The 19,017-nt window shown below is 46.5% G+C and carries 17 protein-coding genes; 8 read left to right on the top strand and 9 right to left on the bottom strand.

Translation table 11 applies throughout. The features are described 5' to 3' along the window. The first annotated feature begins 37 nt into the window (after window positions 1–37). Window positions 38–1,342 (top strand): homoserine dehydrogenase, encoded by a 1,305-nt coding sequence (locus tag AY607_RS08645; RefSeq protein ID WP_064094657.1) that lies wholly within the window; start codon window positions 38–40, stop codon window positions 1,340–1,342. 57 nt (window positions 1,343–1,399) lie between these two features. Next, entirely contained in the window at window positions 1,400–2,539 is a 1,140-nt protein-coding gene (gene thrC, locus AY607_RS08640) for a threonine synthase (protein WP_064094658.1), read from the top strand. 57 nt (window positions 2,540–2,596) lie between these two features. Here the strand turns inward: thrC and AY607_RS08635 are convergent, their stop codons facing one another. After that, window positions 2,597–3,658, bottom strand: coding sequence for a serine hydrolase (locus tag AY607_RS08635; protein WP_064094659.1), 1,062 nt, complete (start codon window positions 3,656–3,658; stop codon window positions 2,597–2,599). Between the two features lie 219 nt (window positions 3,659–3,877). Between AY607_RS08635 and AY607_RS08630 the strand changes: the two genes are divergently transcribed. The 3 genes from AY607_RS08630 to AY607_RS08620 are packed head-to-tail and all read left to right on the top strand — an operon-like array spanning window position 3,878 to window position 7,540. Then, on the top strand, window positions 3,878–4,513 hold the full coding sequence (locus AY607_RS08630) for a response regulator (protein ID WP_064094660.1): 636 nt from the start codon (window positions 3,878–3,880) through the stop codon (window positions 4,511–4,513). A 22-nt stretch (window positions 4,514–4,535) separates the two neighbouring features. Then, window positions 4,536–6,101, top strand: a complete 1,566-nt coding sequence (locus tag AY607_RS08625) for a sensor histidine kinase (RefSeq protein ID WP_064095168.1) — start codon at window positions 4,536–4,538, stop codon at window positions 6,099–6,101. A 14-nt stretch (window positions 6,102–6,115) separates the two neighbouring features. Next, on the top strand, window positions 6,116–7,540 hold the full coding sequence (locus AY607_RS08620; protein WP_064094661.1) for a sigma-54-dependent transcriptional regulator: 1,425 nt from the start codon (window positions 6,116–6,118) through the stop codon (window positions 7,538–7,540). Here AY607_RS08620 and AY607_RS08615 read toward each other — a convergent pair whose 3' ends face one another. From AY607_RS08615 to lptF, 4 genes are all read right to left on the bottom strand, one after another. Then, window positions 7,541–8,713 (bottom strand): S41 family peptidase, encoded by a 1,173-nt coding sequence (locus AY607_RS08615; protein ID WP_064102350.1) that lies wholly within the window; start codon window positions 8,711–8,713, stop codon window positions 7,541–7,543. 30 nt (window positions 8,714–8,743) lie between these two features. After that, window positions 8,744–10,291 carry a 2,3-bisphosphoglycerate-independent phosphoglycerate mutase gene (gene gpmI, locus AY607_RS08610; protein WP_064102349.1) on the bottom strand — a complete coding sequence of 516 codons (1,548 nt, stop codon included), beginning with the start codon at window positions 10,289–10,291 and terminating at the stop codon, window positions 8,744–8,746. Window positions 10,292–10,415: 124 nt separating this feature from the next. Then, the gene (gene lptG, locus AY607_RS08605; RefSeq protein WP_064094664.1) at window positions 10,416–11,486 is read right to left on the bottom strand and encodes an LPS export ABC transporter permease LptG; all 1,071 of its coding nucleotides are present in this window, start codon (window positions 11,484–11,486) and stop codon (window positions 10,416–10,418) included. 2 nt (window positions 11,487–11,488) lie between these two features. Beyond that, entirely contained in the window at window positions 11,489–12,589 is a 1,101-nt protein-coding gene (lptF, locus tag AY607_RS08600) for an LPS export ABC transporter permease LptF (RefSeq protein ID WP_064094665.1), read from the bottom strand. A gap of 156 nt (window positions 12,590–12,745) precedes the next feature. Here lptF and AY607_RS08595 point away from each other — a divergent pair, with 156 nt between their 5' ends. From AY607_RS08595 to AY607_RS08585, 3 genes are read left to right on the top strand one after another with little or no spacing between them, the layout of a single operon-like run. Beyond that, window positions 12,746–14,194, top strand: a complete 1,449-nt coding sequence (locus AY607_RS08595) for a leucyl aminopeptidase (protein WP_064102348.1) — start codon at window positions 12,746–12,748, stop codon at window positions 14,192–14,194. Beyond that, window positions 14,187–14,594 (top strand): DNA polymerase III subunit chi, encoded by a 408-nt coding sequence (locus AY607_RS08590; protein WP_064094667.1) that lies wholly within the window; start codon window positions 14,187–14,189, stop codon window positions 14,592–14,594. Before AY607_RS08595 ends, AY607_RS08590 begins: the two co-directional genes overlap by 8 nt. 26 nt (window positions 14,595–14,620) lie before the next feature. Further along, window positions 14,621–15,235 (top strand): hypothetical protein, encoded by a 615-nt coding sequence (locus tag AY607_RS08585; protein WP_064102347.1) that lies wholly within the window; start codon window positions 14,621–14,623, stop codon window positions 15,233–15,235. Window positions 15,236–15,301: 66 nt separating this feature from the next. Here the strand turns inward: AY607_RS08585 and AY607_RS08580 are convergent, their stop codons facing one another. The 4 genes from AY607_RS08580 to ribD all read right to left on the bottom strand — a co-directional run bounded on the left by AY607_RS08580 (window position 15,302) and on the right by ribD (window position 19,016). Continuing rightward, window positions 15,302–15,847 (bottom strand): VTT domain-containing protein, encoded by a 546-nt coding sequence (locus tag AY607_RS08580; protein WP_064094669.1) that lies wholly within the window; start codon window positions 15,845–15,847, stop codon window positions 15,302–15,304. Between the two features lie 109 nt (window positions 15,848–15,956). Then, a complete protein-coding gene (locus AY607_RS08575) occupies window positions 15,957–16,616 on the bottom strand; it encodes a riboflavin synthase (protein ID WP_064094670.1) in 660 nt (219 codons plus the stop codon). Window positions 16,617–16,638: 22 nt separating this feature from the next. Then, window positions 16,639–17,931 carry a DNA adenine methylase gene (locus AY607_RS08570; RefSeq protein ID WP_064094671.1) on the bottom strand — a complete coding sequence of 431 codons (1,293 nt, stop codon included), beginning with the start codon at window positions 17,929–17,931 and terminating at the stop codon, window positions 16,639–16,641. Beyond that, window positions 17,928–19,016, bottom strand: coding sequence for a bifunctional diaminohydroxyphosphoribosylaminopyrimidine deaminase/5-amino-6-(5-phosphoribosylamino)uracil reductase RibD (gene ribD, locus AY607_RS08565; protein WP_064102346.1), 1,089 nt, complete (start codon window positions 19,014–19,016; stop codon window positions 17,928–17,930). Before ribD ends, AY607_RS08570 begins: the two co-directional genes overlap by 4 nt. Between the last annotated feature and the right edge of the window lies 1 nt (window position 19,017).

Here is a 19,017-nt window from a genome sequence, read left to right as displayed (position 1 = left end):
AGGTTCTTGTAAAAAACTGTGTAATTTGGAGTGTGACGTGAAACCAGTTCGTCTGGCAATCCTCGGTCTTGGTACTGTAGGTGGTGGTGCCTTGAAACTATTAAAAGAAAATGCTGCTGAGATTAAACGTCGCACCGGTCGTGAAATTGAAATTACCTATGTAGGCACCCGTCGCCCACGTCCTGATCTGAATCTACCGGCATCGGTCAAACAGAGTGCAGACTTGATGGACATCGTACGTCAACCTGATGTGGATGTGGTGGTTGAAGTCATGGGTGGAATTCATCCTGCTTTCGAAATTATTATGGAAGCCATGAAACATGGCAAACATATCGTGACAGCCAATAAAGCACTCTTGGCTGAACATGGTAATGAACTGTTTAAGGCGGCTGAAGACAATGCCGTACAAATTGCCTATGAAGCGGCAGTCGCAGGTGGCATTCCCATTATTAAAGTGATTCGTGAAGGTCTGGCAGCCAACAAGATTGAATGGCTGGCGGGCATCATCAACGGTACTGGTAACTTCATTCTCAGTGAAATGCGTGAAAAAGGTCGTGCTTTTGACGATGTGCTGAAAGAAGCACAGGAACTCGGTTATGCTGAAGCCGATCCAACCTTTGATGTTGAAGGCATTGATGCTGCGCATAAACTGACTATTCTAGCTTCATGTGCATTTGGTATACCGCTCCAGTTCGATAAAGTATTTACTGAAGGCATCAGCAAAGTGACTGCGCAAGACGTGAAATATGCAGAAGACTTGGGCTTCCGTATCAAACACTTGGGTATTGCACGCCGCACAGATGCCGGAATCGAATTACGCGTTCATCCTACTTTAATTCCAGATGACCAGCTAATTGCCAATGTGAATGGCGTGAAAAATGCCGTGCTTGTTCAAGCCAACGCGGTCGGTCCAACACTGTATTACGGGGCTGGCGCAGGTGCTGGTCCAACAGCTTCTGCAGTAGTCGCAGACGTTGTGGATATTGTCCGTGATATTATTTACACCGAAGACGGTGCAGGAACCATTCCACAACTGGCCTTTGAAGCCCTGACCGATTTACCGATCTTAACTCGTGAACAAATGACGACCGGCTATTACATTCGTATTAATGCCGAAGATCAAATGGGCGTGCTTGCCGATGTCACCACGATTTTAAGCCGTGCCGGGATCAGTATCGATGCCATCATGCAGCAACCACGCTTAAAAGACCTTATTCCTATCGTGATTCTGACTGATCCAGTCAAGGAATCAAAAATGGATGAAGCCCTTCAACAAATTCAAGCATTACCCGTCATTCATGGCGAAATTGTACGAATTCGTTTAGAATCGCTTGATAATTAATCGGGTCGAGGGGACACTCTTCCCTCGCCAAGCTCTACACACAATTGGAACATCATCATGTCGAATGCCAATCGTTATACTGGTTTAGTTGACCGCTATCGCGACCGTTTACCAGTGTCTGCAACTACTCGTGCGATCTCTTTGGGTGAAGGTAATACTCCACTGATCAAGCTTGAGAATATTCCACGCATCATTGGTAAAGACGTTGAAATCTATGTGAAGTACGAAGGCTTAAACCCGACTGGTTCATTTAAAGACCGTGGTATGACCATGGCAGTAACCAAGGCGGTTGAAGATGGTTCTAAAGCCATCATCTGTGCTTCTACCGGGAATACCTCAGCTGCTGCTGCTGCCTATGCGGCACGTGCAGGCATCAAGGCGTTCGTTTTAATCCCGGAAGGTAAAATTGCCATGGGTAAAATGGCGCAGGCGATGATGTATGGTGCGATCACCATGCAAATTCGCGGTAACTTCGATGACGGTATGCGTCTGGTTAAAGAAGTTGCAGATCAGGCACCGGTGACGATTGTAAACTCAATTAACCCTTACCGTCTGCAAGGTCAAAAAACCATTGCTTACGAGATCGTTGAAGCTTTAGGTCGTGCTCCGGATTACCACTGCTTGCCAGTCGGTAACGCGGGTAACATCACTGCACACTGGATGGGCTATACCGAAGCGGTTGCCAACCAGTCGAAAGAAGAATTTGAGCAAGTCGTTTACGATGCTGAAACTGATGCTTTTACGGGTCCTAAACCGGCAGGTTTGCCAATCATGGCAGGTTACCAAGCATCTGGTGCTGCCCCGTTCCTTCGTGGCGGTCCAGTAGAAAATCCGGAAACTGTTGCAACTGCGATTCGTATCGGTAATCCACAAAGCTTCAATCATGCTAAAGCGGTTGTTCGTGATTCAAACGGCTGGTTTGATGAACTGACTGATGCGGAAATTCTTGAAGCTCAACGTCTGCTTTCTATGTATGAAGGTGTATTCGTAGAGCCGGCATCTGCTGCATCTGTGGGCGGTGCCATCCGTGATATTAAAGCGGGTAAAATTGCAGAAGGCTCAGTGATCGTATGTACCGTAACGGGTAATGGTCTGAAAGATCCTGACACCGCAATTAAACAATGTGCTGATGCCGTAATGTTGTCGATTGATGCAACTATGACTCAGGTAAAAGACTCTATTCTGTCGAATATGTAATTTCTGTCAGCATTAACAAAACCCTGCGATTGCAGGGTTTTTTTATAGGTAGATCAATTAGATTCGTTTTGGTTGCTGAGTTACCCAAGTCATTAAACGGGTGGCATCATTGGTGCGTGCCTGCGAGCTGTTAGCCCCCAATAATACCACCGCCACCGGACGGTTATTCAGGGTCGTGTGCATTACAACACAGCGACCTGCTTCATTAATAAAACCGGTTTTAGAAATATTGATATTCCAGCCGCCATTGCGTACCAGTGCATTTGTATTATTAGATTTCAGCACGCGGTAGCCCAAGTTAAAGTCATAGCTTGGTGTCGTTGAGAACTGGCGAATCAGACCATATTGAGAAGCAGTATTCACCAAAATCCCCAAGTCACGGGCGGAGGCCACATTACCTGGATGCAAACCTGTTGATTCCATAAAGTGAGTAGAATTCATCCCGAGTTCTTTGGCTTTTGCATTCATTTTGGCAATAAACGCTGAGCGACCACCAGGATAAGTACGTGCTAAAGCTGCGGCAGCCGGATTTTCAGATTTCATCAGGGCAAATAACAATGCTTCAGCACGGTTCATACTATCCCCTGCTCTTAAGGTCGAGCTTGAGCTCTTGCACCCTGAGCAGGAAAAATCAGCCTGTTGCAAGGTGATTTTTTCTGACATGTTCAAACGTGCATCTGAAATGACCACGGCTGTCATTAATTTGGTAATGGATGCAATCGGATAGGCCGTATTGGTATTTTTACTAAACAGCACTTCACCGGTTTGTGCATCCATGACCAGCGCAGCCCGTGCATTTACAGAAGGTTGATTACTAAAATGATTGGTATCAATAATCTGTGGTGCGGTATAGGCTGGCTTGACTGCTGCTGGCGCTACTGTTCCGGCCGGACGCAAAGTAGTCATCACTGTAGCTGAACCAGGTGGCGAAGGTTCGTTGGCAGATGCATTAAAATCATCGCTCATTAACTGGTTAACTTCTTCAGAAGACCAGCTGATACTGGATCCGCCCTCTGCTGTGCCAGAATTCATAATGATCTCGGCAAAACTTGTCGTGCTCATGCTGATTAACACGGACAGGCCGAGTAGATGCCTTAGAGACTTGTTTATTTTCTTCATTATTCCTTCACTCAACTAACAGAGGTAAGATTGATTTGCGTATTACCTCTAATATGCCTTACATTTAAACACAATCCTGAACATTTTTTGTTCTTGACACTGTGTGCTAGGTTTCAGATTTAATCTTGCGAATAGGATTGCTAATTTTGTACTTTCATTGCAAGCTTATTTTGCTTTATGTAACAAAAAAATGATTTTTTTAATAGAGGGAGAGTATAGGTGATCACAGTTTTAGTTGTGGACGACCATGAATTAGTACGTACTGGAATTTGCAGAATGCTGGAAGACCATGCGGAGGTTCAGGTAATTGGCCAGGCTGAATCTGGTGAAGAAGCAATCTCTCTGGTTCGTCAACATCATCCGAATGTAGTGCTATTAGATGTCAACATGCCGGGTATTGGCGGCGTAGAAACTACGCGCCGCCTGCTACAGACGGCGCCTGAAACCAAAGTACTAGCGGTCAGTGGCCTGGCAGAAGAACCTTATCCCTCTTTACTTCTTAAAGCAGGTGCCAAAGGCTATATCACCAAGGGAGCACCCATTACGGAAATGGTACGGGCGATTAATAAAGTCATGCAAGGCGGCAAATATTTTAGTGCCGACATTGCCGAGCAGCTCGCCAGTTCTTACCTTTCCGATACACAGCAGTCGCCTTTTGATGCACTTTCAGAACGGGAAATGCAAGTGGCCATGATGGTGGTGAACTGTATCAGCGCCCAGGAAATTGCCGACAAACTCTTTGTCAGCGTTAAAACCGTGAATACCTATCGTTACCGTATTTTTGAAAAACTGAATATTGACAGTGATGTCAAACTGACTCATCTGGCCATGCGCTATGGGCTGATTAAACCTTAGCCTTTGGTGAATCATGGTGCATATGGCACAACAAAAAAACTATGCTGAACTGAATCAATATCATCTAGGTATCTGGTATAGCGCTTATCGCCTGCTGATCAGTACCGGTCTGCTGCTGATTTTTCTGCTGACCTATCCCGAAGTAAATATAGATTACCAATATCCTCAGCTGTATTATTATGCGCTGGGAATCGGGGTAGCGATCAATACTGTACAGCTGTTTGCATTGAAATGGATCAGACATCTGATCCAGCCGCAGCTGATCATGATTTTCTTTAGCGATGTCTGCATTTTAAGTTTGCTGACCTTGGCCAGTGATGGTCCTAATTTGCAGATCGGACTGCTGTTTGTAATCACCATCTTTTCTGCATCCTTATTGTTGGATGCAAAAAAAGCCTTGGTGGTCACGCTGGTTGCGGTTATCAGCGTAATTTACCAGCATTTTATCGGCAGCATTTTTGCATTTTCTTCGCTGAGTAATATCAGTAATAGTGCCTTACTGGCTTTTTTATTCTTTATGGTTTATGGCACCGGACAAATTGCCGTACGCCGTTTTCAGATTCTGGAAAATCTAAACTTTTCTCAATCTCTAGAACTGTATCGCTTACAGAATATCAACCGCTATATTCTGGAACAGATCGAAACCGGCTATCTGGTACTGGATGAAAACTATCATGTGGTACTCAGCAATCCTGCCGCCTGCAATCTTCTGGGAATTGAATCGAAATATGGCCATGAAAAGTTCACCTTATACCACTCACAACCTGATTTATTTGAACTGATCCAGTTTGAAACGCTGGAAAATGGTGAGCGTTTTCAGTTTGATTCCCAGCAAAGTCGCTATAACATTCATGTGCAGGTACAAAAGCTGATTGTACCGCACCAGACCCTCATGCTGCTTGTGTTGCAGGATGCCAAAAAGCTGAATCAGCAAGTGCAACAGCTCAAACTTGCTGCTTTAGGTCAGCTCTCTGCCAGTATTGCGCATGAAATTCGCAATCCCCTGGCAGCCATTGTGCAGGCCAATGATTTATATCTGGACTCGGAAACTGAACAGCAACAGCTACTCCAGCAGATGATTGGCCGACAGGCCACCCGGATTGACCGGATTATTCAGGACACACTGAATATGGTCAAAAATAAAGAAACCCATCCGGTGCCGATTCATCTTAATGAATTTATCCCGTTATTTATCCAGGAAGATCTGGCTGATATTCGCGATCAGATTCAATTTAATATTGATATCCCCCTCATGATTCAGTTTGATGAAGCACAGTTCCGGCAAATCCTGATTAACCTGATTCGTAATGCCATTCGCCACAATGCAGCAGATGCAGCCTATATTCAGCTGAATGTGCATCCCTATGAACATCGGGTCTGGATTGACATACGGGATTTTGGCTCGGGCGTGGCTGTACATGACCAGGCCTTACTGTTTAAACCCTTTTTTAGCACTTCAATTAGCGGTACCGGATTAGGACTGTATTTATCACATAGTTTTTGTGAAGCAAATCAGGCACAATTAAACTATATACAACAAGAACAGGGCGCATGCTTTCGCATCAGCTGTCAACGTATCACGCTATAAAGGGGTCAAGGAAGATGAATGGGGAACAACAACCACTAGTACTCTTGGTGGATGATGAGGAGGATTTATGTACCCTCATGCAAATGTCACTACTGCGTATGGGAATTCGTACCCACATTACCCATCGACTAGAAGATGCTAAAAAATATCTTGCCAATCATCAATATGATGCCTGTCTGACTGACCTGAACCTGCCCGATGGCAATGGCCTGGAATTAGTGGACTGGATTGGTAAGCTCTATCCCGCAGTTCCGGTTGCGGTCCTGACTGCCTATGGCAACATGGAAATCGCCATTGCTGCACTTAAAGCAGGGGCTTTTGATTTTGTCAGTAAACCGGTTAACCAGAAACACCTGGAACAGCTACTCCAAAAGGCCCTGAATAAACCGGTAGATTATTCGCATAATAATCCGAATGAAGCGCTCGAACATAAAATGCTGATTGGACAATCCCTGCCGATTCAGCAATTACGTATTACCTTACAAAAAATTGCCCGATCCCAGGCGCCGGTTTTTATCACAGGTGAATCCGGCACTGGCAAGGAAGTGGTAGCCAATCTGGTCCACCGCCTGAGCAACCGTAATGAAGGGCCTTTTATTGCAATCAACTGTGGTGCCATTCCGACTGAACTGATGGAAAGCGAACTGTTTGGACATAAAAAAGGCAGCTTTACCGGCGCTGCGCAGGACAAACAGGGCCTGATTCAATCTGCACATGGTGGCAGCCTGTTTCTGGATGAAATTGCAGAACTGCCACTTTCCATGCAGGTCAAACTGTTACGTGCCGTACAGGAAAAACGTATTCGTCCACTCGGTTCAGATACCGAAATTGATGTGGATTTCCGCGTGATCAGTGCCACCCATCAGGATCTGGAAGCCTTAGTGCAACAAGGGAAATTCCGTCAGGATTTATATTTCCGTATTCATGTCATGGATCTGACTTTACCGCCGCTGCGTGAACGCGGCCAAGATATTCTGTTACTGGCTGAACACTTTATTCAGAAAATTTGCCAGGAATGGGGAATTCCCAATAAAAAACTGACTGAACGCAGTAAAGAGTTTTTATTGGGGCAATATTACCCCGGTAATGTACGTGAATTGCGTAATATTATGGAACGTGCAATTACCTTGAGTGATGAAGAACGGATTGATCTTCAGCATCTGCAGAGTGCACCCCTACGTCAGGCACTAAACAGCTCTCAGGAGATAAATACACTTACGAGCGAGATCATTGCGACCGAAACCCTGATTGCCCCTAGAAAGCTGCCTGAAGAAGGATTGGAGCTATATCTGGAAAAGGTAGAAAAAGAAATTTTACTGAATGCGCTGAATATGACCCACTGGAATCGGACACTGGCCGCCAAGAAACTCGGCATGTCGTTCCGTTCCCTGCGCTATCGTTTAAAAAAGTTCGGACTCGATACTGAAGAAGACGAATAATTATTTTTGCTGGAGCAGCAAGTCTGTGACATGGTCCAGATAGCTCTCCTCACGCATCTCCTGCTTGAATGGATAATTGAAATGCGGCTGTATTCCCCGTCCTTCAATCATCTGCCCGCTCGGGCTAAAGTATTGCGATACGGTCATCTGTAGAGCCGAACCGTTGCTTAAAGGAAAGAGTTTTTGTACCACCCCTTTGCCATAGCTTTTTTCACCCACTACCCAGGCACGGTTATGCTCTTTTAAGGCGGCAGTAAAGACTTCTGCTGCAGAAGCCGAGCGGTTATTAATCAGCACCCCAACTTTTAGATTCTGAAACTCAAAACTCGGCAAGGCCTGAAATTGCTGGTTACCTTCAGCCCGGCTTTTGGTCGATACAATCACGCCCTGATTCAAAAATAAATCGGCAGATTCCACTGCTGCAGAGAGTAAGCCCCCCGGGTTATTGCGCAGATCAAATAATACGGCTTTTAAGCGTTTATCCGAATAACTTTCAATCAGTCGTTTGATTTCATTGGCAGTATCTTGCTGAAAAACTTTAACCTGTAAAACCAGGACCTGATTATTGTGCAAGCTCGATTTAATTTCGGTATCCAGCTTGGTATTGCGTACCAGACGAAAGGCCGGACTTTGGGGAGAAAGCTGAACCGTGAGCGTAGAGCCAACTGCTCCACTGAGTAATTGCCGGACCTGCACCTGATTCAGGCTGCTTAATACCTGATCGTCAATTTTATAAACGGTGACACCATTTCGCAGACCCTGTTTGGCTGAATCGGCGTCGTCACTCAGACCTCGAATCACCCATTGCTTCAGTCGTGGATCAAACTGCAGGTCGAAATCAATGCTGGCCAGCTCTCCTTCGGTATATTCACGCAGCTGTTTATAATCTTCAGGAGACAAATAACGGGAATAGCGGTCCAGGCCACTGACCAGGCCCTGAATGGCTTGCTGAAACAAGGCATCGTCATTTTTATCTTGAATATAATTGTCTTTTACAATGCCATAAATTTGCACGAATTCCTGAATGGAAGCCACAGGAATTTCAGAATACACCTGTCCATCCATTTCCATATCATCGAATGCCGGCTCGTCGGAGCCAGCACTCCAGGCCGAATGACTCAAACACATCAGTAAGCATGGTATTACGACAGACTTCCAGCGTGTTCTTGTCATTCTTTTACCTTTTCAGAATTTTATTAAAGATTATGCATCAAGCTGAATCAGGTTACGGCCCTGCATTTCAGCCGGTACCGGAACTTGCATCAGGCTTAATAAAGTCGGTGCGACATCTGCCAGCACCCCACCTTCCACGATTGTGGCCTGAGTTGGGCCGACATAAATAAATGGAACCAATTCAGTCGTATGCTGGGTATGTACCTGACCACTGTGGTAGTCCTGCATCTGCTCAACGTTACCATGATCGGCAGTCACAATCATATGACCTTTTTGCGCCATCACGGCTTCGTAAACCCGACCCAAACAGGTATCAACCGCTTCAACTGCTTTTACCGCAGCATCGAATACGCCAGTATGGCCGACCATATCCCCATTGGCATAGTTCACCACCAGCAGGTCAAATTCACCTGAATTGATCGCAGCAACCAGTTCATCAGTCACTTCATAAGCACTCATTTCCGGTTTAAGGTCATAAGTGGCTACGTTTGGCGATGGAATCAGGATACGTTTCTCACCCGGATATTCGTCTTCACGACCGCCACTGAAGAAGAAAGTCACATGGGCATACTTTTCTGTTTCCGCAATACGCAGCTGGGTTTTGCCCAGGTTTGACAGGTATTCGCCAATCGAGTTGACCAATGCTTCAGGCATATACGCCACAGGTGCATCAATCGTGGCTTGATAACGCGTCAGCATGACAAACTTCGCCAGATTTGGCACCACTTTACGTTCAAAACCGGCAAAGTTTTTTTCCACAAATGCGCGGGTCAATTCACGGGCACGGTCAGCACGGAAGTTCATGAACACCACGCTATCGCCATCCTGAATTTTTGCCAGCTCGCCAATACGGGTCGCTTTGACAAACTCATCCGACTCACCAGCTGCATAGGCCTGTTCCAGACCTTCGACTGCAGTTGCTGTGTTACGAACCGCTTCACCTTCAGTCAGCAGACGATAGGCCTGTTCAACACGATCCCAGCGATTGTCACGGTCCATGGCAAAATAACGGCCGATCATGGTCGCAATACGACCTTGACCTGGATATTGCGCAAATAGTGCATCGAGTTTTTCTAATGAAGGCTGTGCGCTTTTAGGCGGTGTATCACGACCATCTAAAAATGCATGTAAATAGACTTTGGCACCACGTTTCAGTGCGAGCTCTGCCATCGCCACGATATGATCTTCATGTGAGTGCACACCGCCTTCAGACAAAAGGCCAAGCAAATGTACTGCCCCACCTGCAGCTTTGGCTTTCTCTACTGCATCGACCAGCACTTCATGTTCAAAGAAGTCACCTGTACGAATGTCTTTGGTAATTCGGGTAAAGTCCTGATACAGCACACGGCCTGCACCGAGGTTCATATGTCCGACTTCCGAGTTACCCATCTGGCCATCCGGCAGGCCAACATCTTCACCTGAACCCGAGATCAAACCATGTGGATGCTTGTTCTGCATTGCAGTTAAATTTGGTCGTTTAGCTGCTAAAAACGCATTGTCTTCGACCGCTTCGCGATGACCCACACCATCCATAATCACCAAAACGTGAGGGATTTTGCCAGCAGTTGCATCCGTCATAATGAAATACTCTGTTCGTCTACGAATTAATCGCTCTATTTTAGCGAAGTTTATAAAAAGAGGCCATGACCCGGGTATGGTTTAGGCCTCTCATGATGATTGATTTGTTCTATTTCCCTGTGATTTAGCGTGCCCGATGCAGCAGATATCCTCCGATACCAAACATGATCAGAATGGGAATAAATACGAACCAGGCTGGTGAGGGTGCATAAATCAGACTGGCATAACCGAGGAAATCCTGCAGATAGAAGAAACCCAGTCCGGCAAATAAGGCGATCACCAGACGGAAACCCATAGATTGCTGACGCAACGGCCCGAAAATAAACGAACAGGCAATCACTACCAAAGCGATCAGGGCAAATGGGGAACCGACTTTCTGCCAGAAGGCCAACTGATAGGTTTTAGGCACTTGGCTGTATTCATGCATATAGCTCATAAAGCTCACTAGCTGGCTTGGCGATAAATCTTCTGGATCAATCGTCACCATATGCACATATTTCGGTTGCAAGGCTAGAGCCAGTGGCTGTTCAGCATGTTGCACCAGAGTCGCATTGCCATCTTTTAAAATATCAAACTGTTCGGTACTGTTTAATTTCCAGGCTCCATCTTTGACAAACTCACCCTCTTTAGCCTCTAAAGTGCCACGTAAACGGTAATTGTCATCGAAATCCAGCATCTGCACATTTTTCAGCTGACCTTTGGAGTTGGCATAATCGATATAAATAAAGCGCTGACCTTCGCGGGTCCAGTAACCACGGACTTCACCGAGTTGAGCGGCTTTACTGGCACTCTTGACGCTTTTAGCCTGTTCAGTGGTATACGGAATCACCCACTCACTTAAGGCAAAAGACAACACCACCAGCAACAGGGCTGAACGGATGACCCAGCCGACTATACGCCATAAGCTTACACCCACCGAACGCATCACGATCAGCTCACTATTCGAAGCTAATGTGCCCAATCCCAATACTGCACCAATCAGTGCAGAAATCGGCAGGATTTCATACAAATATTTCGGCGCTTCCCAGAGTACATATTTCAAGGCATCCCAGGCGCCATAGCCTTCTTTGAGTGAGCCCAGCTCACCCAGATAAGTGAATAAAACCTGTAAACCCGCCAATACCGCGGTTGCACCCAGCATGGCCAGCGCAGTGGTTTGGGTCACATGTTTTGCAACTATACGACGTGCCAACATTGTTAAGACCTCACTCGCTGAATCTGTTTCTTGATTTTCGGACCCAATTTCTGTTTACGTGAGAACAAGGCACCTGCAATTGCATAGGCAATCAGGATCAATGGATAGGCCCAGATTCCCATTTCCTGTTTACTGATCCGGGTCTTTACTGCCATCAGGGCCACAATCAGACTGGCAAAGATCATGAGGGCAGGAAATAACTTAAGATAACGACCCTGTCGTGGACTTACCTCAGACAAGGCTACAGCCAGGATCAGGGCAATCAGAATGGCAAAAGGCACAAACACCCGCCAGCCCAGTTCACTAGCCACCACAGGATCCTGACGGTTCTTCCATAATTGCGAAGTCGGCAAGGCTTCAACATCAGTACTGGCAAACTCTACTTCTTCATTACTTTCCAGGCGCAGACGATAACTTTCAAATTCAGCTTGAGTATACTGCGGCGTACCCGGATAAATCTCATAACGGCGCCCTTGGACCAGATCTACCACATTGGCAGCATCATTTGGTATTTCGATTCGGGTCGCTTCCTGTGCCAGAATCATCACATCCGGCTTGCCTTCTTTTTGCGCGCGCTGATAGAAGAATATATCTTTTAAGTTTTTACGGTCTTCAGACAGGTCACCCGCATAAATGGTATAGGGTCCGGAAGAGATAAATTCTTTGGGTCGTACCAGATCAAAACCGGTACGTACCGCCTGACTGGTGGTCAGGGCTTCAAACTGGCGTATTCCCCAAGGTGCAGCCCAGAGCATGAGTCCCGCCTGAGCAATCAAAAATACCAGGGTCATCGGCACTAGCAAGCGCGCCAGTTGATGCCGGCTGACACCACTACCATTCAGGACGGCCATTTCATGATCGACATATAAACGGCCAAAAACCAGCATCAGTCCAATAAAGAAACCGAGTGGAAGAATCAGGGTCAAGAATTCAGGCAGCCGGTAGCCAATAATGCTAAATAGAATGCCTGCATCCAGACGGCCTTGTGCAGCGACCCCAAAATACTTGATCAGTCGACCACCCATCATGATCAAAGTCAATAAGGCAATCACCACCAAGGATGTCGAGATAACTTGCTTGACCAGATAACGCCGAATAATCAAATTAATTCTTCCAAAATAAGGTCTATAAAACGAGTGCTAGTTTACCCGAATAGCAAAAATATAAAACCTAAGCCGCTCAGCCCATTGAAAATCTATTCAGATAAATGTTTCAATGACTGAATGATTTACCAATCTAGACAGGCGTGAAAACAGAATATGAAACTTACAATTAATACGTCATTCCCAGAGAATGGATCAAGTCAATCTTTGTTGATTTTAGTTGACTCAGAACAGCTTCAGAATACAACAGCAACCTATCAAATCAATAATTTAGACACATTAATTGAAGCCTCTCAATTCAAGGCAGCATTGGCCGAAAGCCTGAGCCTAATTGGTCAGGTAAGTCAGTCTAGCCATGCCGCACTGATCGGCTTGGGCAAAGTTGCTGAACTGCAACCGGCCAAACTTGCAAAAATCGCACAGACTATTATTCAGGCCACTCAAAAAAAATTCAAACAGATTTCTGTAGACCTGAACCAGCTTCCACAAGAATTCCATTATCTGTTTGCCCTGTTTCTAACTCAGGCCAGCTATGGTTATGATGAATACAAATCCAAGAAAAATGAATTTGTACTTGAGCAGATCGACCTGATTGCCACCCATAGCGTATTAACTACCGAACAGTTGCAACTGGTACAAGCAGTGCAGAACGGACAAAACTTGGCACGTGACCTAGGTAACCGTCCAGGCAATATCTGTTTCCCTGAATATCTTGCAGAACAGGCGGTGGCTTTGGCCGCTGAATATCCAGACCTGCTTAAAGTCACGGTGCTGGACGAACAGCAGATGGCAGATTTAGGCATGGGTGCCTTCCTTGCAGTAAGTAAGGGTTCAGAGCGTCCGGGCCGTATTATCAGCATAGAGTATCAGTCAGAGCGTAGCGAAGCACCGGTCGTGCTGGTAGGTAAAGGCATTACGTTTGATACCGGCGGTATTTCTCTCAAACCAGGCGCAGGCATGGACGAAATGAAATACGACATGTGCGGTGCAGCCTCTGTGCTCGGCACGATGCGTGCATTGTGTGAGTCCCGCTTACCATTGCATGTCATAGGTACCATTGCTGCAGCAGAGAATATGCCTTCAGGCAAAGCCACCCGTCCTGGCGATATCGTGACCACAATGAGTGGTCAGACCGTCGAAATCCTGAATACCGATGCCGAAGGCCGTCTGGTGCTATGCGACACCCTGACTTATGTAAAACGTTTCAATCCTGCTTTAGTGATTGATATTGCAACTTTAACTGGTGCTTGTGTGGTCGCTTTAGGTTCAGTGCTAACCGGTATGTTCACACCAGATGATAAACTGGCAGCAGAGCTGGAAACTGCCGGCCAAGATTCGTTTGACCGAGTATGGCGTATGCCGGTACTGGACGACTATCAGGAACAGCTTGACTCACCATTTGCAGATATTGGCAATATCGGTGGTCCAAAAGCCGGTTCTGTGACTGCTGCCTGCTTCTTACAACGTTTTACCCGTGAATATCGCTGGGCACATCTGGATGTTGCAGGCACGGCATGGAACTCAGGTACCAATAAAGGCGCAACCGGCCGTCCTGTCCCATTATTAATGCAATTCCTGGCCAACCGCGTTCAATCGAATGGCTAAGGTCAGCTTTTATTTATTTGAGAAAAGCCCTGAACGGCAAGTGGATAGCGCTTGCCGTTTATGCCGCAAGATTCTGCGCCAGCCGGCGCGGATCTGGTTACTGTGTGCTAATGCCGAATTGCAGCAACAGCTGGATGAACGCCTGTGGAGCTTTGATCCAGGCAGTTTTATTCCCCATGGCATTGACCAGCCTCAGGCCACTGTCTGTATTTCGGCAAGGCTACCTGAAGAGTCTGACTGGATTATTTTCAATTTTAATCCGGAAGCACTTGAACCTTACGCGAAATTTAGTCACATTATTGAGATTATTGAAAACCAAGAAACGGCTAAACAGCAGGGCCGTGAAAAATTCAAACAGTATCGTCGTTTAGGCATTGAGCCAAACACCCATAAGCTTTAACCGATATTATTCATAAGGAGAGGCACGTGGCATTAAATGTAGGTCCCGATTTTAAACAGCGCTGGTTAAATGTGCCGGAAGCTGTACGTCAGACCTTTATCGATGACCTCTCTCGTATCTGCGATATTTTAAAACCTGAAACGTCTTTGGAAGAATGGCAGAGTCGTGAGCAGCGCTTGCAGCAGGAATCTGAACGCAAGATTGAAGCAGCCTATGCGCAGCGCAAGGCCGAATTGATTGAAGAAGCCCGTATTCGCAAACAGCTTGCACTCGAAAAAGCTTTGGCCGAAAAGCGTGCCGAGGAACAGGCCTATCAAGAACAGTTACGTCTTGAAGAACAGCGAAAATTGAGCGAACAGACCCAAATGCTTGCTGAAATTAATATGCAGCTAAAGACTGAAGTGCAGCACTATGTTGACCGCTTTCAGAAAAACCCTGAGCATACTTTTGACTTTGCCAAAGGCCGCATCCAGATTGAGGATCAGAACATTTTATCCGAATTAGAAAGTGTGCGTTTACGCCTGGAACTTGAGGCAGAAGCGGTGATTGAACAAACAGTCAATGCACTTAGAGAGAAAATGCGTGCTGCAGCCAAAGAAGAAATTGAGTATATCATTCAAAACTCTGAATTTTCTGATTAACCAAGCAATAGTTAGATCATCCTTTCACATAAAAAGCCCGAACATTCGGGCTTTTTTAGTTTTATCCTAGAAAAAGTCGGCCAGCATAAAAGCGGCATTTCCGAGCAGATAACCAATACTTAATAAAGTGCCAATCCAGAGTATACCCCCCACAATATTATAGAAGCTGAATGTGGCAAAACTCATATGGGCGGATCCTGCAGCAAAAGGGCCAAATGAGCGAACAAAGGGAATAAAACGCGCAATAACGATAGTTTTACCACCATGTTTCATAAAATAGTGATTGGTTTTCACCATATATTCTGGCTTAAAAAAACGTGAATGCTGATTGAAATATTTTAAACCAAGAACTTTCCCAGTGTAATAATTCACGCTATAACCCAGCACTGTAGCAGTAAATAGCAACAGCCCCATGGAATGCAAGGTCACGATATCACTGCTGGCGCATAACGCTCCCACAGCCAGTAACAAGCTGTCACCCGGCAGAAAAAAGAAGAATACAGAACCGGTTTCTGCAAAAATCACCAGAAACAGAATTGCATAAATCCATACCCCGTATTGATCGAGCAATAGCGGCAATGACTGTTCCAAGTTAAGTAAAAAATCGAGCATTCGACCCGTCCACCCAGGCAATATTTGCAAGTTGAACTGCTGATTATCCCGAAAAATAAAAAAACAGTCTAATTTTTCAATCAGACTGTTCAGTAAATCAACATTTTTCTTATTTTAAGAAACCGTTTTCAGCCAGAAAATCCATGCTGATTTTCGATTGTTCAGTGGTTTCAGCTGCTTTATCACCCAGCAATAAACGTTCGATATAACGTGCCAGTACATCAACTTCCAGGTTGACCTTGGTTCCCACCTTCCAGGTACCGATATTGGTCCGCTCCGCTGTATGCGGAATCAGGTTGAGACTAATGACACTGCCACGCAAATGATTAATCGTCAGACTGATGCCATCGACTGTAACCGAGCCTTTTTCTGCCAGGTATTTGGCAATTTCGGCCGGTGCCGTCACTTCATAATAAATCGAGCGGGCGTCTTCACGAACCAGCGTGATTTCGCCGACTGCATCCACATGACCTGACACAATATGACCGCCAAAACGCGTAGTCGGCAACATGGCTTTTTCGACATTGACAGGCTGGCCTGCTTTCCAGTTACCCAGTGTAGTCCGGTTCAGGCTTTCACGCGAAACATCAGCCGCATACCAGTTCTTGCCCCAGTCAATGACTGTAAGGCAAATACCGTTGGTCGCAATAGAATCACCCAGATGTACATCGGACATGTCCAGATCGGTCTGGATCCGCAAACGTACATCACCGCCAACGCTTTGCAGACTTTCGACTTTGCCGAGGCTTTCGATAATACCTGTAAACATTTTTATTTCCTTTAAATTTCTTTTACCAGAGAGCCAGCTGGGTACTAACGCCGGTCGTATCCACACCGCCCAATTCTGCATAATGATGCAACTGGCTGAGTAACTGGCGGATTGGCGGACCGGACTTGGCATGCGTATCCGTAATCACAATAAATTCCAGTACCCGGGCACGTTCGGACTGACGCTGTTTACTAACACGATAACGCGGTACATCTTGGGTCAGCAAGCTGACCCGGCCACGTTTCAGGTTGGCCTGTAATAAATCGGTGGCGCTGATATTCCCGTCGGTTGAATAACTGGTCAGAATAAAGCGCGCGTTGATGGTGTCCAGCAGGCTCTCGTAGGCTTCTTTGGCATATTTAGAAGAGTTGTACTGGCTCGGTCGCTCTTTACGCCATGCCCGGTCAATTCCGCTCTTAAAGCCTTTGGTGTCCGGGGTTGGCAAATCGACCTGATCCCATAAGGTCAATGCATTCAACACATGATAATTACTGCTATACGCATGCTGATTATACGGTGGATCCAGATAAGCCACGTCTACTTCAAAGCCGCTCATCTGGTTGGCCAGATGCTGGGCATCGACACACCACATTTCTGCGGCCATTCCCTTTTTCTGATCCGACTCGCAAAAACGGCTTGGGGTCAGCCACAGCAATGATTCAATCCGTTCCAGCGCAGTTTGGGTTTTCCCGCCCCAGCCATGGTGGAAGCTTTTGAAAACACCAGACGTATTGCTGACAAAACTGGCTGAATACAGCAAAGGGGCCAGCAAGGCAGACATTTCCACATCATCAATTGCACCTTGGGCCTGCCAGGCGGCAATCTGCTGGCGAATCGCATCAATACGCATGCCGTTACGGCGTTTGAAGAACAAACGGTCACGGGCTGGATCATAGATTTCATCATTACGTGGACAGAGGTTGTGCGTGACCCAGCCTTTGACTTCAGGCAGACGGTTCAGGTAGTCAATGGCTTTCTGATAGCCACCCAACTCTTTAAATGCCGGTGCTTCCGTACAGGCCAGTACCGCATGATTCAGTGCATGGCTATACGGTTCCCAGTCATTGGCAATCACGCGATAACCATTCTGGCGGGCCAAACGTGAAACCACACCTGAACCGGCAAAAAAATCAGCAAAGATTGGCGCACGACCATCGCTACGTTTCAGGGTTCCTGTACTCTCCAGAGCTTCCAGAATCAAATGCAGTAAACGGCGCTTATTGCCCAGATAAGGAACCAGTTGATGGAAAAGATATTCATCGGTGGTACGCGCCGCATGGCGACGTTTATGATAAACCGTAGGCTCTGAACTCATAGTGTCTCTTGAAAAGGAATTAGCCTGAAGCGCACGTCATCACCCAAGAGAGTCACATCGCGCAGCTTAAATCGGAGTTGTTCGGCCATACGGCTGAATTCTGCATTAAACATGGTACGCGCAGACTGGCCTAATAGGGTTGGTGCAACGTAACTGATCAGTTCATCAACCAATTTTTGTTGTAAAAATGCCGTAGATAAAGTGGCTCCTGCTTCCACCAACACATCGTAAATCTGATGTTGCTGAACCAGTTGCTTTAATAATTCTGCTAAAGGCTGTACCGGCAAGTGTAGCACACCCAGTTCTGCAAGCTCCTGACGAAATGGCCCCATCACCATCACGGTGTCGGCTTGCGCTAAAATTTTTGCGTTGAGTGGTAAACGCCCCTGACGGTCCAGAATAATCCGTTTTGGTTGCACCACGGTCTTGATATCTTCAATCCCGTCCAGTTGACGCACATTCAGTTCACAGTCATCCGCAAGAACCGTATCAATCCCGGTGATCACCGCGCCTGAAATCGCACGCCAGTGCTGTACATCCTGACGTGCTTCCACACCGGTAATCCATTTTGATTCACCCGATGCCATCGCGGTACGGCCATCCAGGCTTGAGGCAATTTTTAAACGCACATAAGGTTGGCCGGTTGCCATAGCCTTCAGGAAACCTTGATTCAGCTGATGCGCTTCATCTTCACAAATACCAACCTTGACTTCGATCCCGGCATCTTTCAGGATCTGTACACCCTTGCCGGCCACCAGCGGATTGGGATCAGGACAGGCAACAATAACTTTTGCCACGCCTGCCTCAACCAAGCCTTTGGCACAAGGCGGTGTCCGGCCATAATGCGCACAAGGTTCTAAAGTCACATAAGCGGTTGCACCACGTGCCTGTTCACCGGCCTGACGCAGCGCAAAGACTTCAGCATGTGGCTGACCGGCTTGGGGATGAAAGCCTTCACCAATCACGATGCCATCCTTAACAATGACACAGCCGACATTCGGATTCGGTTTGGTGGAATATTGCCCCTGACGAGCCAATTCAATGGCACGCTGCATCCAGATTCGATCTTGATTCAATTCAGCCATG

The sequence above is a fragment of the Acinetobacter sp. SFA genome (assembly GCF_001647535.1).
Lineage (GTDB): Bacteria > Pseudomonadota > Gammaproteobacteria > Pseudomonadales > Moraxellaceae > Acinetobacter > Acinetobacter pecorum.
This window is presented reverse-complemented; position numbering and strand designations above follow the sequence as displayed.